Annotated in this window: 18 protein-coding genes; 13 read left to right on the top strand and 5 right to left on the bottom strand. The window is 32.8% G+C overall.

What is annotated here, in order from left to right; all coding sequences use genetic code 11:
* Nucleotides 1-58: 58 nt before the first annotated feature.
* The 12 genes from pdxA to H526_RS29710 all read left to right on the top strand — a co-directional run bounded on the left by pdxA (nucleotide 59) and on the right by H526_RS29710 (nucleotide 10,050).
* Nucleotides 59-1,129 (top strand): 4-hydroxythreonine-4-phosphate dehydrogenase PdxA, encoded by a 1,071-nt coding sequence (pdxA, locus tag H526_RS0120260; protein ID WP_027394693.1) that lies wholly within the window; start codon nucleotides 59-61, stop codon nucleotides 1,127-1,129.
* A 164-nt stretch (nucleotides 1,130-1,293) separates the two neighbouring features.
* Entirely contained in the window at nucleotides 1,294-1,833 is a 540-nt protein-coding gene (locus H526_RS0120255) for a YceD family protein (protein ID WP_027394692.1), read from the top strand.
* Nucleotides 1,834-1,843: 10 nt separating this feature from the next.
* Complete coding sequence (rpmF, locus tag H526_RS0120250; protein WP_027394691.1) at nucleotides 1,844-2,041, top strand: 50S ribosomal protein L32; 198 nt, start codon at nucleotides 1,844-1,846, stop codon at nucleotides 2,039-2,041.
* 269 nt (nucleotides 2,042-2,310) lie between these two features.
* Entirely contained in the window at nucleotides 2,311-3,306 is a 996-nt protein-coding gene (locus H526_RS0120245) for a beta-ketoacyl-ACP synthase III (protein ID WP_027394690.1), read from the top strand.
* A 28-nt stretch (nucleotides 3,307-3,334) separates the two neighbouring features.
* Nucleotides 3,335-3,826 carry an acetyl-CoA carboxylase biotin carboxyl carrier protein gene (gene accB, locus H526_RS0120240; protein ID WP_027394689.1) on the top strand — a complete coding sequence of 164 codons (492 nt, stop codon included), beginning with the start codon at nucleotides 3,335-3,337 and terminating at the stop codon, nucleotides 3,824-3,826.
* A 90-nt stretch (nucleotides 3,827-3,916) separates the two neighbouring features.
* Nucleotides 3,917-5,269, top strand: a complete 1,353-nt coding sequence (gene accC, locus H526_RS0120235) for an acetyl-CoA carboxylase biotin carboxylase subunit (RefSeq protein ID WP_027394688.1) — start codon at nucleotides 3,917-3,919, stop codon at nucleotides 5,267-5,269.
* Nucleotides 5,270-5,317: 48 nt separating this feature from the next.
* Nucleotides 5,318-6,430 carry an NAD(P)/FAD-dependent oxidoreductase gene (locus H526_RS0120230; RefSeq protein ID WP_027394687.1) on the top strand — a complete coding sequence of 371 codons (1,113 nt, stop codon included), beginning with the start codon at nucleotides 5,318-5,320 and terminating at the stop codon, nucleotides 6,428-6,430.
* A gap of 18 nt (nucleotides 6,431-6,448) precedes the next feature.
* Nucleotides 6,449-7,123 carry a monofunctional biosynthetic peptidoglycan transglycosylase gene (gene mtgA, locus H526_RS0120225; protein WP_027394686.1) on the top strand — a complete coding sequence of 225 codons (675 nt, stop codon included), beginning with the start codon at nucleotides 6,449-6,451 and terminating at the stop codon, nucleotides 7,121-7,123.
* Between the two features lie 73 nt (nucleotides 7,124-7,196).
* Complete coding sequence (locus H526_RS31145; protein ID WP_051336254.1) at nucleotides 7,197-7,739, top strand: dioxygenase family protein; 543 nt, start codon at nucleotides 7,197-7,199, stop codon at nucleotides 7,737-7,739.
* A 124-nt stretch (nucleotides 7,740-7,863) separates the two neighbouring features.
* Nucleotides 7,864-8,316, top strand: a complete 453-nt coding sequence (locus H526_RS0120215; RefSeq protein ID WP_027394685.1) for a 3-oxoacyl-ACP synthase — start codon at nucleotides 7,864-7,866, stop codon at nucleotides 8,314-8,316.
* Between the two features lie 48 nt (nucleotides 8,317-8,364).
* Complete coding sequence (locus H526_RS0120210; RefSeq protein WP_027394684.1) at nucleotides 8,365-9,003, top strand: hypothetical protein; 639 nt, start codon at nucleotides 8,365-8,367, stop codon at nucleotides 9,001-9,003.
* 114 nt (nucleotides 9,004-9,117) lie between these two features.
* A complete protein-coding gene (locus H526_RS29710; RefSeq protein ID WP_035086118.1) occupies nucleotides 9,118-10,050 on the top strand; it encodes an alpha/beta fold hydrolase in 933 nt (310 codons plus the stop codon).
* A gap of 10 nt (nucleotides 10,051-10,060) precedes the next feature.
* Here H526_RS29710 and H526_RS0120200 read toward each other — a convergent pair whose 3' ends face one another.
* Entirely contained in the window at nucleotides 10,061-10,408 is a 348-nt protein-coding gene (locus tag H526_RS0120200) for a hypothetical protein (protein WP_027394683.1), read from the bottom strand.
* A 60-nt stretch (nucleotides 10,409-10,468) separates the two neighbouring features.
* Entirely contained in the window at nucleotides 10,469-12,154 is a 1,686-nt protein-coding gene (recJ, locus tag H526_RS0120195) for a single-stranded-DNA-specific exonuclease RecJ (protein WP_027394682.1), read from the bottom strand.
* Nucleotides 12,155-12,282: 128 nt separating this feature from the next.
* On the opposite strand from recJ, the gene H526_RS0120190 reads away from it, so the two are divergent.
* The gene (locus H526_RS0120190; protein ID WP_027394681.1) at nucleotides 12,283-12,873 is read left to right on the top strand and encodes a carboxymuconolactone decarboxylase family protein; all 591 of its coding nucleotides are present in this window, start codon (nucleotides 12,283-12,285) and stop codon (nucleotides 12,871-12,873) included.
* A gap of 88 nt (nucleotides 12,874-12,961) precedes the next feature.
* Here H526_RS0120190 and H526_RS0120185 read toward each other — a convergent pair whose 3' ends face one another.
* Genes H526_RS0120185 through H526_RS0120175 form a run of 3 tightly spaced genes read right to left on the bottom strand, consistent with a single transcriptional unit; the run spans nucleotide 12,962 to nucleotide 15,054 of the window.
* Nucleotides 12,962-13,615, bottom strand: a complete 654-nt coding sequence (locus H526_RS0120185) for a response regulator transcription factor (protein WP_027394680.1) — start codon at nucleotides 13,613-13,615, stop codon at nucleotides 12,962-12,964.
* 33 nt (nucleotides 13,616-13,648) lie between these two features.
* Nucleotides 13,649-14,428: a sensor histidine kinase gene (locus tag H526_RS0120180; RefSeq protein WP_051336253.1), complete on the bottom strand. Its 780-nt coding sequence runs from the start codon at nucleotides 14,426-14,428 to the stop codon at nucleotides 13,649-13,651.
* Nucleotides 14,404-15,054, bottom strand: coding sequence for a hypothetical protein (locus tag H526_RS0120175; protein ID WP_035086116.1), 651 nt, complete (start codon nucleotides 15,052-15,054; stop codon nucleotides 14,404-14,406). The genes H526_RS0120180 and H526_RS0120175 overlap by 25 nt, the downstream gene beginning before the upstream one ends.
* Nucleotides 15,055-15,069 lie beyond the last annotated feature (15 nt).

Genomic DNA, 15,069 nt, shown 5'->3' with positions numbered 1-15,069 from the left:
GACCTCAAAATTTGAGATCTTTTTTTAGATTTCAAAAATACTTATAAAGTAGATTATAATGAAGAAAGAAGAAAAAATAAGATTAGGTATATCAATAGGTGATCTAAACGGCATAGGAAGTGAAGTAGCTTTAAAGACATTTGCAGATTCTAGAATGCTTGATTTCTGCACTCCTGTAATTTTTGCATCCGTTAAAATTCTTTCTTTTCTTAAAAAGAAGTATAATATTAATGTTAATCTTCATGGAATTGATAAGACTTCACAAATTATAGATGGAAAAATAAATGTCTTAAATGTCTGGAAAGAAGGAGTTGATATTAATTTTGGACAAGAAGATGAAAAAATTGGAGCTTATGCTATAAAATCACTAAAAGCAGCTACCAAATCATTAAAAAATGATGAAATAGATGTACTTGTAACCGCTCCAATTAACAAACATAGTATTCAATCAGAAGATTTTAATTTTCCAGGGCATACAGATTATTTAGACAAAGAATTAGAGGGAAACAGCTTAATGTTTATGATTACAGATACATTAAAAGTTGGTTTGCTCACAGATCATGTAGCCGTTAAGGACATTGCTGATACGATAACTCCTAAACTTATCGAGCAAAAAGTTGATACCATTTACACTACTTTAAAACAAGATTTTGGCATTAGTAAACCAAAAATAGCAATTTTAGGAATTAATCCTCATAGTGGAGACAATGGTGTCATAGGAAAAGAAGATGAAGAAATTCTAAAACCTACTATCAAGAAAATAAATGAGTCCGGTAAATTAGTATACGGACCTTATGCAGCGGACAGTTTTTTTGGATCAAATAGTTATAAAACATTCGATGCGATCGTTGCATCTTACCATGATCAAGGTTTGATTCCTTTTAAAACATTATCTTTTGGCAAAGGCGTTAACTATACAGCAGGTTTACACAAAGTACGAACATCTCCCGATCATGGGACTGCATTTGAAATTGCAGGAAAAAATAAAGCTGATAATGGATCGTTTAAGGAGGCTGTATTTGCGGCTTTGAAAATTTTCAAAAACAGAAATGAGTACAAAGAGTTAACAAAAAATCCATTAAAGAAACAACCTCGAAAACCCCAATATAAAAGCAACAAAGAACAATAATTAAAAAGAAAATTAATTGAGTATATCCATACTTAAGAGCTAAAACATTGTCAGAGACTAACTTTCTGATATAATTTTATTTACAAAAATGCATTCATAACGATTTTTTGTTATCTTTGCACCCGCCTTTGCCGAATTGGCAGAGACTCAAAACTGATGATGAAATGAAACCACTAAAAGAGTTTAATATCCCTTTTGTTGGACTGAAGCAAGGATTACACAAGTTTGAGTATCAGATTGGCAATACGTTCTTTGAACATTTTGAGTATGATGAATTTAATGCATCTGCAATTAAAGTTGATTTGGAGTTTAATAAAAAAACGACAATGTTAGAGCTTGGATTTGTGGCCAATGGTACCATAAATGTTAATTGCGATGTCACCAATGAACCTTTTAATTTACCTATTAAGAATGAATTCTTTTTAGTTGTTAAATTTGGAGAAGAGTACAACAATGAGAACGAAGAAATTCTTATTATTCCTTACGGAGAATATGAAATCAACGTTCAACAATATATTTATGAACTTATTGTATTAGGAGTACCTTCTAAAAGAGTTCACCCTGGTGTCGAAGATGGAACATTAGAATCTGATATACTTGAAAAACTAGAAGAATTAAGCCCGAAAGAGAAAACATTAGAAAATGATAACGAGGAAATTGATCCTCGTTGGGATAAATTAAAAAACTTATTAAACGATAAATAATAGCTAAGCAATGGCACATCCTAAGAGAAAAATCTCCAAAACAAGAAGAGATAAGAGAAGAACACATTATAAAGCTACTGTACCACAAATAGCTACAGATCCTACAACAGGAGAAGCACATTTATACCACAGAGCACATTGGTTCGAAGGTAAATTATATTACCGTGGTCAAGTAATTATTGACAATACTGAAGAAGAAGTAGCTTAAGTATATTGTTAAAATTCTAACAAGAACTCTCACAAATGTGAGAGTTTTTTTGTTTTTAGTTGAATATGTGTCAAAATCCAATTATTTTGCGCCATATTTGCATGTAATTTAGTATTTTCAACCACTTTTTATGCGTTTTGTATAACAAGTAACGAAATGAGCTAAGCAATTTATTGATGCTAATTCCTGAAAAGCGAGCAAGCAACAGAGTTATTAGCGAATTCCATCTGAAACCAAATAAAAGATTCAGGTGAAACTAAAATCAAGATATGAGTAAAATCACAGCCGCTATCACAGCTGTAGGCGCTTATGTGCCGGACTATGTGTTATCTAATGATATATTAGCAACCATGGTCGATACAAACGATGAATGGATCACCACTCGTACTGGTATTAAAGAACGAAGAATACTTAAAGAAGAAGGCAAAGGAAGCTCTTTCTTAGGTATAAAAGCAGCAGAAGATTTAATTGCTAAAAAAAATCTCGATCCCAAAGAGATAGATATGGTAATATTCGCAACTGCTACTCCGGATCTTCCAGTAGCAGCAACAGCAGCATATGCTGCATCTGAGATAGGAGCGATAAACGCTTTTTCTTATGACTTACAAGCTGCTTGTTCTAGCTTTTTATACGGAATGTCTACCGCAGCCAGCTATATAGAAGCAGGAAGATATAAGAAAATATTACTAATCGGAGCTGATAAAATGTCTTCAATAATTGATTATACAGATCGAACGACTTGTATCATCTTTGGAGATGGAGGTGGTGCAGCCCTTTTTGAACCTAATGAAGAAGGATTAGGACTACAAGACGAATATTTACGTACGGATGGAGTGGGTCGCCAATTTTTAAAAATTGAAGCCGGAGGATCTATTTTACCACCAACCGAAGAAACAATAGCAAATAGACAACATTTTGTACAACAAGACGGTAAATCTGTTTTTAAGTACGCTGTTTCCAATATGGCAGATGCTAGTACTAAAATCATGGAGCGTAATAATATTACAGGAGATGATGTAGATTGGCTTGTTGCGCATCAAGCTAATAAACGTATTATTGATGCTACTGCTAATAGAATGAACCTAGATGATAGTAAAGTTCTTATGAATATTCATAGATATGGTAATACTACCTCAGCAACTTTACCTTTATTATTAAGTGATTACGAAAAACAACTCAAAAAAGGAGATAATATAGTATTTGCCTCATTCGGTGGAGGCTTTACTTGGGGTTCCATTTTCTTAAAATGGGCCTATAATTCCTAAACAACTAAAACACACAATACCCAACATTATGGATTTAAAAGAAATTCAGAATTTAATCAAATTCGTGGCCAAATCTGGGGCTAGCGAAGTGAAGTTAGAGATGGAAGATGTAAAAATTACTATCAGAACAACTTCAGAAGACAACAAAGAAACAACAATTGTACAACAAATACCTGTAGGTAGTGCAGTCCCAGCAGCACAACCTGTAACACAAGTACAAGCTGCTGCGCCAGTTGCAGCTACAGAAACACCCGCAGCAAAAGAAGAAGACGATTCTAAATACATTACTATAAAATCTCCTATCATAGGAACGCTTTATAGAAAACCATCTCCGGATAAATCAACTTTTGTAGAAGTTGGAGACACAATCAAAGAAGGAGATGTGCTTTGTATCATCGAAGCAATGAAACTTTTCAATGAAATTGAAAGTGAAGTCTCAGGTAAAATTGTTAAGATTTTAGCTGATGATAATTCTCCTGTAGAATTTGATCAACCATTATTTTTAATAGACCCATCATAACCCAATTTTAAAATTCCAATTGACAAATCCCAAAATCCAATAGTATGGAATTTGGAACATGGAATTTGAGATTTTTAAATTTAGAACGTTATGTTTAAAAAAATTCTAATAGCCAATAGAGGTGAGATTGCAATGCGTGTAATCAGAACCTGTAAAGAAATGGGTATAAAATCCGTAGCAGTATACTCCACTGCTGACGCTGAAAGTTTACATGTTCGTTTTGCTGATGAAGCTGTATGTATAGGACCAGCACCAAGTAGCGAATCATACTTAAAAATGTCCAATATAATAGCAGCTGCAGAAATCACAAATGCCGATGCTATTCATCCAGGATATGGATTCTTATCAGAGAATGCTAAATTCTCTAAAATTTGTGAAGAGCACGAGATAAAGTTCATCGGTGCTAGTGCAGAAATGATTGATAGAATGGGAGATAAAGCATCTGCTAAATCTACTATGATTGAAGCAGGAGTCCCTTGTGTTCCTGGAAGCGAAGGTGTAATTCCTGATTTCGAAACCTGTATAAAAGTTGCTAAAGAAACAGGCTACCCGGTAATGCTTAAAGCAAGTGCTGGAGGTGGTGGTAAAGGTATGCGTGCAGTTTGGAAAGAAGAAGATTTACAAAATGCTTGGGAATCTGCCAGACAAGAAAGTAAAGCAGCCTTTGGTAACGATGATATGTACATGGAAAAACTGATCGAAGAACCAAGACATATCGAAATCCAAGTTGTAGGTGATAGTAATGGTAGAGCTTGTCACTTGTCTGAAAGAGACTGTTCTGTACAACGAAGACACCAAAAACTTACTGAAGAAACTCCTTCTCCGTTCATGACAGATGAACTAAGAGATGAGATGGGAGCAGCAGCAGTTAAAGCTGCAGAATATATTAAATACGAGGGAGCTGGAACTGTAGAATTCTTAGTTGATAAACATCGTAACTTCTACTTTATGGAGATGAATACTAGAATCCAAGTAGAGCATCCTATCACAGAGCAAGTAGTAGATTATGATTTAATTAGAGAACAAATACTAGTTGCTGCTGGAGTACCAATTTCTGGTAAAAACTATTACCCACAATTACACTCTATTGAATGTAGAATCAACGCTGAAGATCCGTACAAAGATTTTCGCCCTTCACCAGGTAAGATAACGAATTTACATCTTCCAGGTGGTCACGGAGTACGTATAGATACTCATGTATACAGTGGTTATATTATTCCACCGAATTACGATTCTATGATCGCTAAATTAATCACCACTGCTCAAACTCGCGAAGAAGCAATCAATAAAATGAAAAGGGCTCTTGATGAATTTGTAGTAGAAGGAATAAAAACTACTGTCCCATTCCATAGGCAACTTATGGATCATCCCGATTATGTTTCTGGAAATTACACCACGAAGTTTATGGAGGATTTTGAGATGGAAGAACCAAAAGATAACTAACTAACAATTAAGCCTCATTACTGAGGCTTTTTTTATGAACTTATTATAATGGATTTTAGCTATTGGGAATATAAAACGTGGTTATCCAATGTCGATTTTACTATCATCGGTAGTGGAATTGTTGGATTAAACAGTGCTCTAAGAATACACCAAAAGTTTCCAAAGGCTAAAATACTTATATTAGAACGAGGAGTTTTTCCTAATGGAGCAAGCACTAAAAATGCAGGTTTCGCCTGTTTTGGAAGTATCTCCGAAATTCTGGATGACCTAGAGACTCACTCTCAAGAAGAAGTTTTAGATTTAGTACAAAAGAGAAGAAATGGCCTTCAATTATTGCGTAATAATCTCGGTGATTCTAATATTGATTATCATCGTAACGGAGGTTACGAGCTTTTCACAAAAACTGATTTTAATCTATATGAAAATTGCATTTCTAAAATCTCAGATATAAACTCCCTATTAACACCTGTTTTTAAAGATGACGTATTTTTAGAAACAAAGAATACTTTCAGCTTCAAAAATATTCAACCGCATTATATCGTAAATCAATTTGAAGGGCAAATCGATACCGGTAAAATGATGAGCGCATTACTGCAAAAAGTTCAAACTTCTGGTGTTAAGATATTAAACAACTGTATTGTCGAGGATCTTATTGAAAATCAGAACACTGTCGAAATAAAAACAAATCATTTTACGTTTTCCTCTAATAAAGTACTAATCGCCACCAATGGTTTCGCCTCTCGATTTGGAATTCAAAATGTAAAGCCTGCGCGAGCACAAGTAGTAATAACCAAACCAATTGAAGGCTTAAATATTAAGGGTACATTTCACCTAGACAAAGGGTATTATTACTTCAGAAATATTGATAATCGAATACTTTTTGGTGGAGGAAGAAATCTTGATTTCAAAGCTGAGGAGACTACTAAACAAGGTCAAACAGAATTAGTACAACAAGAACTAGAAAAGATTTTAAAAGAAACTATCTTACCAGGTACTACTTTTGAAATTGAATATCGCTGGAGTGGTATTATGGGAGTTGGTTCCCAAAAAAAATCTATTGTCAAACAAGTATCCAATAATATTTTCTGCGGAGTTCGGCTTGGTGGTATGGGTATAGCAATTGGAAGTCAGGTTGGCATGGAGCTAGCAGATTTGTTATAAATCAATTTCCGATTAACTATGAAAAAAATCTTTCGTTTGATTTTCAAAGGTTTTTTAGCCTTCTTAATCCTTAGTGTAATCTGGGTATTCATATACAAATGGGTCAATGTTCCTGTGACTCCACTGATGATTATTAGAAACGCTCAATCCATCGAAAAAATCCCAATAGAACATCAATGGGTTGACCTAAAAAATATCTCTAAAAACTTACAACTTGCCGTTATCTGTAGTGAGGATCAACATTTTCTAGAACATAAAGGTTTTGACACCAAGGCAATTGAAAAAGCAATTAAAGAACACAAAACAGGGAAACGATTAAGAGGTGCTAGCACTATATCCCAACAAACAGCAAAGAATGTTTTCTTATGGCCACAACGAAGTTGGATACGTAAAGGGCTAGAAAGTTATTTTACTTTTTTGATAGAAACTCTCTGGAGTAAAGAACGTATTCTTGAAGTATACCTTAACAGCATAGAAATGGGAAATCAAATTTATGGTGCAGAAGCTGCTGCTATATTTTGGTTTAATAAACCTGCCACAAGTCTTACTAAAAATGAAGCTGCCGCAGTAGCAGCAATACTTCCTAACCCTAGAAAATATCTAGCAGAACCAGCATCTAATTATATACAAAAAAGAAAAAAATGGATTCTCCTACAGATGCGTAATTATGGAGCTTTTTCTATTTCTAAGTAGAAAAAATATCTCCAGATGGTAGGGTAAAATCCGAGTGGTTTGTTTTAAAGTAAATCCCTTAAAATTCTTTATTATGAAAACCAATTCAGGAAATAATACCTTTTTACAACATACGAATGGGATAAAAAATAGCTTAGCTACCCAATATTCTGACTTCTCTACATCACATCAATTTGTAAATCTAAATACCAAAAACCTACCTGGAATTCCCACAATAATATCGGGAAAAATCTTTACCAAAAACAAACAGATAGTACCAAATGCAAAAATAGAAATCTGGCATGCAGACGATGCAGGTGCGTATCATAATGATGGTAATTTTTATTTTCCATCCCAAACAACGTTAACAGGATGTATTATTACGGACGCATCTGGAGCTTATAAAATAAAAACTATACGACCAGGTGTATATGGATATAGAGCTAGGCATTTTCATTATAAAATTTCTGCTAAAGGGCATCATTCATTGGAAACTCAAATTTATTTTAAAGACGACCCAAGAATATTAATTGATGAAATTGCTATAGTAGCAGAAAATTGTAGAGTTATCGATTTTAATTATAATAATATGGGATATCTAGAAGGTATTGTAGATGTTTTTCTTCCAAAAACTTAATTTTAGTGAATCCACTAAAGAAGAAAATTATTAGTTTAAAATTAGTCTTCTTTTTGCTTAACGAAGTTCATATTTGTGCAATTATTACAGTTGTTCTATATTAGAATTCTAAATCTATTTTTTTTTGGGAAACATTAAAGAAACTCTATATGATCATTGTCAACAATTTGTACAGGATCGCTTAAATCGTATTGAACATAGAATTGCTAATATTCAGGAATCTCTTAACTCTGAGACAAAAAGTACCGCTGGTGACAAACATGAAACTGGGAGGGCAATGTTGCAATTAGAAAGAGAAAAAGCAGGAGCGCAATTAGCAGAGGTTCAAAAACTTCAAGAAACCTTAGCTAAAATTGATATATACTCGTCTTCTAAAGTAATACGATTAGGAAACATCATAGAAACATCACTAGGGAATTATTTCTTAAGCATTTCGTCCGGGAAAATTATTATAGACAATAAAACGTATTTCGCAATAGCTACCAATACTCCAATTGGAAAATTACTATTAGGAAAAAAGATAGGTGATTATTTTAACTTTAATGGGAATGAAATACAAATAAAAAATTTGGTGTAATTATAAAATAAAATCTAATAGATTTGTACAATATAAACATCTACAATAATGAAAAACAACTACTCATTACTTTCTATAATTGTTCTTTTGATCACTAGTTCATTACAAGCTCAAACAAATGCTGTAACGGAAACTGGTGAAGAAGTAATTTTATATACCGATGGCACGTGGAAATACTTAAATCAAGAAGAGGAAATTGAAAAAGAAATTACTACGAATCCTGCTACATTCGAAAAAAGTGAGAAATCAACTTTCTTATTAAAAAGCAACAGTACTAAATTAGGATTTTGGTTAAACCCCAAAAAATGGTCTTTTAAAAAAGGGGTTAATAATGATGATGCTGAGTACGAACTTCAATTACGTGGAGAAGATTTATATGCTATAATTATTACTGAAAAAGTAGAAATCCCTCTAGAATCATTTAAAGAATTAGCACTTGAAAATGGAAGAGAAATTGCTCCTGACATACAAGTTGTAAAAGAAGAATACAGAATGGTCAATGGACTGAAAATGTTATTGATGCAGATGAACGGTACTATGCAAGGAATAAAGATTTCTTATTACGGGTACTATTTTTCGAATGAAGAAGGATCTGTTCAATTTTTAGCATACACATCTCAAAATCTTTTAGAGGAATATAAGCCTGTTGCCGAAGAATTATTAAATGGTATTGTTATAACAGAATAGATCAAACGCCCCCATTAATATAATATATAAATAGAGGTACTAGAAATTTGTTAAATCTAATAGTATAAAAAAATGATTTTAAGTAAATTGCTACCTCACAAATTGTCAATCTAAATGAAGAAGCTTTCTTTATTACTTCTAATCGTAGTAATTGTTTTTGGGTGCAAACCATATCAGAATACTAAAATCAGAAAAGGTCAAATGACTTATGAAGAATTTAGAGCCCAACAACGATCATTTCCAAGTAAAGATGGCATAATTAAATATATAGATAAAGGAAGTGGACCGGCAATTGTACTTCTTCATGGGGTTCCTACTTCTGGATGGCTATATCGTAAAATGATAGACCCTCTGGTTGCTGGAGGCTATCGAGTTATTGTTCCAGATATGTTAGGATATGGTTCTAGCGATTCTCCAGAAGGATATAAAATTTATAGTGAAAAAGAACATGTAAAAAGGCTTCTTGCTTTAATGGATGGTTTAGGTATTGAATATTGGTCTCACGTAATGCACGATGTAGGAGGTGTATGGACTTGGGAGCTCTTTAATCAAGCTCCTAAACGAATTGAAGAACTTATTATACTAAATACATTATTGTATGAGGAAGGTTTTTATCCGCCAATACGATTTAGTCCTGGTCCAGCTGCTAAAGCTGCAATGTGGTCCTATCGGAATGGAGTTACAACCAATACACTTCTGAAATCATTATTCAAAGAAGGGCTTAAAGAAAATACGTTAAACGAAATAGATGTAGAGGGTTATAAAACTCCTTTATTAGAAGGTAAAACTGATGGAATGTATTATTTCTTTACAAGAACTTGTAATTATTTTCCTGATTATTCTTTAGTTTTTGAAAATATTGAAATTCCTGTTGCAGTTATTTGGGGGATTCATGACACCATGTTACAATGGACTCCTCAACAAACTAAAGTGACAAATGCCCTGAAAATTGATGAGGCAGATATTCATTTTATAGATGAAAAACATTTTATACAAGAAACTAAAGCAGAAGAAATATCTTATAAAATTTTGGATTTTCTTCGATAGAAAAATACTATTAGTTTCGTCCAGTACTGGTTATCCATTTTTGTAATTCTACTCTAAAAACAGTACCGTTGATTAACTCATGTACTTGTTCTAGTTCATCTTTACTTATTGCTAAATCAATTTTATCAGATGGCGTTCTAAGTAATAGTGATCTGCAATTATGACTACATTGATCACAACATTGAGATTGCTCGGTAAGTCTGCATGAATCCGAAAAATCCTTAAGTTCATTTAAGGTAAGTAAAAATCCAATATCCCTAAATACCAATTGAACTTTTGGCGAATCATCTGATTTTTGTTTTCTCCAAAAGAAAGATATTCCAATTTTATTACTGTAAATTCTATCTATAGCACTCATTCTGAATCATATTTGATTCAAAAATATTAATTATTTATAATTAATCTAAATAAAAATAGATTAAATTATATCTTTTAACTTCAATTGTAGAGAAACTGTTCCGTTCCACTCATTTTCATCAATGTTATATGCTACTTTCACATTCTTATTATCGGATATCAAATTAAATTTAGGTCCTAGATTAAAACCAATTCCTCCTATTGCCAATCCATTTTTTTGCATCTTGCACTTTAAATGTTTCTCATCTGCTCCTACGCATTTTGCATACCCCGTATCTTTTACATTTTCTGTCATAAACACAGGCGCCAGATTCCCTGGACCAAAGGGTGCAAATTGTTTTAAAATTCTAAAAAACTTAGGTGTAATTTGATCCAACTCCATTGTTGTATCTATCATTATTTCTGGTGTCAATAATCTTTTGTCGATAGTGGTAGCTACTACTTCTTCAAATTTTTTCTTAAACGGCTCATACTGTTCTTCTTTCAATGTTAATCCTGCTGCGTATTTATGACCTCCAAATTGTTCTATATATTCTGCGCATTCATTCAATGCGTTATATACATCAAATCCTTTAACTGATCTGGCAGAAGCGGCTAACTTAGAGCCACTCTTTGTGAAAACTAAGGTTGGTCGATAATATGTTTCTGTAAGTCTGGATGCTACAATTCCGATTACTCCTTTATGCCAATTCTCATCATAAACTACTGTTGTGAATTTATCTTCTTCAGAATTTTGGCTTATTTGCTCTAAAGCTTCTTCAGTAATACTTTTATCAGCATCTTTTCGATCACTATTATACGTTTCTATCTCAGAAGCATATTGTAATGCAAGCTCTAAATCATTCTCCTTAAGCAAGTTTACCGCATGCAATCCATGTTTCATTCTTCCTGCTGCATTAATTCTAGGAGCCAACATAAATACTACATCAGTAATTGTTAGCGTTTTCTTTTTTACTTGCGATAACATTGCTTTAAAACCTGTTCTTGGATTTTGATTTATTACTTTTAAACCAAAATAAGCAAGCACCCTATTCTCTCCTGTTATCGGAACAATATCCGCTCCGATTGCTGTAGCAACAAGGTCTAAATATATTAGAAGATCTTCTATAGAATCACCTCTTTTAGAAGCAATAGCTTGTATTAGTTTGAAACCTACTCCACAACCACATAATTCTTTATAAGGATAATCACAATCTTCTCTCTTAGGATCCAATACTGCAATTGCTTTTGGAATTATATCTCCCGGTCTATGATGATCACAAATGATAAAATCAATTCCTTTTGATTTTGCATATGCCACCTTTTCTATTGCTTTTATACCACAATCCAACGCTACAATAAGTGAAATATCATTATCAGAGGCATAATCAATTCCTTGATAAGAAACCCCATATCCTTCTGCATATCGATCCGGAATATATGTTGCTACTTGTGATGTAATGGTTTCTAAATACGAAGACATCAGAGCTACAGAAGTAGTTCCATCTACATCATAATCTCCATAAACCATAATATTCTCTTCATCTGATATTGCTTTTTCTATTCTAGAAACAGCAATATCCATATCTTTCATCAAAAAAGGATCATGTAAATCTTTTAAGGAAGGTCTAAAAAACTGTTTAGCTTGATCGAATGTATCAACTCCTCTTTGAACTAGTAAAGAAGCAATGATTTCATCTACATTAAGTGCTTTTGACAGGTTGGTAATTGCAGTAATATTTGGTTTTGGTCTAAGCGTCCATCTCATTGGCATTATCCTTCCGAAATTATTTAAAAAACCAAAGTACAAAAAACATCGCTACTCGTTCCGGTTTGACATTAGTTTTGTATTTTGGTTTGCTAAAATTAAATTAACTCAAAAAAATATACATACACATGCCATTAGTTACACCTCTATCCGCAGAACATGATATAGAAACCAAAGAATTGGCGGAATTCTTTAACGAAACCTTAGGTTTCTGTCCAAATTCTGTATTGACCATGCAGCGAAGACCAGCCATTTCTAAAGCCTTTATTAATCTTAACAAAGCGGTTATGGCAAATGAAGGTCGTGTAACCTCTGCTCTAAAACGTATGATTGCTTGGGTAAGTAGTAATGCTACAGGATGTAGATATTGTCAAGCGCACGCTATACGTGCTGCAGAACGTTATGGTGCAGAACAGGAACAGTTAGATAATATTTGGGAATATAAAACACACCCAGCTTTTAGTGATGCGGAACGTGCTGCACTAGATTTTTCACTTGCTGCTTCTTTGGTACCTAACAATGTTGATGAGGCTATCAAAACAGAACTTTATAAATATTGGGATGAAGGTGAAATCGTAGAAATGCTTGGTGTGATTTCTTTGTTTGGATATCTAAATCGTTGGAATGACTCTATGGGAACTACCGTAGAAGAAGGCGCTATTGAATCTGGCGAACAATATCTCGGAAAACACGGTTGGGAAAAAGGAAAACACGTATAATATCTATTGAACATATAGGTTTTCTTATCTCTTAAAATATCAGGCCTCACAAATTTCAATAATCTGTGAGGCCTTTTTATGATTGTTTTTAGACAGAAATAATCTTCTCTCGTACTGCTTTAATAATCAATCCCGCAGTGTTTTTTACCTCTAATTTCATCATTAAATTTTTTCGATGGCCTTCTATGGTTCGAACACTCAAAAATAATTCCGCCGCAATTTCTGCCGTCGTAAATTCTTTGGTCACCAACTCCAACACTTCTAACTCTCTAGTAGTAAGATGATAATCTTTTCCAATTACAGGAGGCTTGTTGGACTTATTCTTTAATCCTTTCAGTAACGCCTGAGAAACAAAAGGATTAAAATAAAAACCTTTATCACATACAGATCGTATTGCATCCTCTAATTCTTGTGGATTGGTATCTTTAAGCAAGTATCCATTAGCTCCAACTTCCATCAAATATGATATCATTCGCTCTTCTTTATGCATAGTGAGAATAATAACTTTCATATTTGGATATGACTCTTTTATTTTTAACGTAGCGTCTACTCCATTCATTTCTTCCATTTCTAAATCTAATAGAATCACATCTGGAACAAGTTTATTTAATTTAGCTAATAGATCTTTGCCGCTTACAGCTTCTAAAACCAGTTCTATATTGTCCATTTTATCCAAAAGTGATTTAATCCCTTCTCGAAACAAATTATGATCATCTACTAATCCTAGTTTTATAATTTCCATGGGTATTTATTTAGGTTGTTAAGAGTGCATTTACTATGGTATTTTGAGTAATACTTTCATTCCAGATTTTTCTTCTAAAAAGCTAATGGTTCCTGATAAAATGGACAACCTGCTTTCTATATTTTTTAGTCCTAATCCTTTTCTATATTGAAGCTGTTTTTGATTTAAACCTTTTCCATCATCCTCATAAACAATGATTAATGTCTCTTTTTCATTTTTCATTTCGATTTTTATTTCTGTAGCTTCTGCGTGTTTAAGTGTATTGGTAATTAACTCCTGAATAATTCTATAAAGATTTAGCTCTTTTGTCTTAGATACAGAATATGTGGTGTTATTTATAAAAGAAATATTGATTTTACCAGTGTCTCGTATGGTTTGCACTAAACTATCTATGGCCTCCATAAATCCCAATTTTTCTAATACTACAGGTCTTAAATCTTTAGAAATACTGCGTACACTCTGTATCATATCATCAAAAAAACCACTTATTTTATCTGCTATCGTTGTTAATTCTTCTGGATTTAATTCATGAGTTATTTGACCAATATATAATTTAGTAGTTGTTAACATAGCTCCAACATCGTCATGTAATTCCTTTGCGATTCTGCTGCGTTCTACTTCTTGACTTTGGATAGCCGTTTTTAGTAACTCCTTTTGATAATCTGACTCTGCTTTTTGATGCCTTTTTTGTTGTTCTAATAGTCTTCGCTGATAAATAATAAAAAATACAATCACTGATAGTGATAATAAAAAAATCACTATCATACCAATGATAATAATCTTTAATGCTATGGCTTCTTCGGATTCACCCATAAAGCGATGGTATAAAAAATTGTCAATACAATGTTTACAATAGCATGGAGTCCCCAAACGAGATAACTAGCTTCTGTAGACCCTTGAAACATATTGTTATTAATAAAAAACAGGATTAAGTTACTGGAAAAATAAATTAAAAAACCAGCATTGATCCAAAACATAGGATTGGTTTCCAGCGCATTGTATTTTACTTCCTTTAATAAAGCATAAAAATAACTAAGTGAAAGAAATATTACTATGATACCTAAAAGTGTCGTTACATTAGAATTAAATGTATTTAAATTTTGAAAAAATAGCGTATTTGTTATGGCAAAAACAGTAAATGTAATCCCCAGAATAATAAAAAACTGTTTTGGGAAAATTTTTGACAGTACAATTCTATAGATATTAATAATTAATATAAACTCGATCACTGCATAAAAGTGATAAAGAGGGAGATTATTAATTTTTTGATACCATAATATATTAGCAATGAATTCAACTATAAAAACGATTATGAGTAAATAAAATAGTTTTAGTTGGGTTGCGGATAATGATTTGAATTTAAATATTGATAATATTAAAGGTATAACCACTATAAAAGATGAAATCAGACGTAAACTATCAAAAAGTTCTTTACTCATTCGAATTGAATTTTT

The organism is Aquimarina latercula DSM 2041, from assembly GCF_000430645.1.
In the GTDB taxonomy this organism is placed as follows: domain Bacteria; phylum Bacteroidota; class Bacteroidia; order Flavobacteriales; family Flavobacteriaceae; genus Aquimarina; species Aquimarina latercula.
The sequence above is the reverse complement of the archived record's forward strand: the minus strand, read 5'-3'. Positions and strand labels throughout refer to the sequence as shown.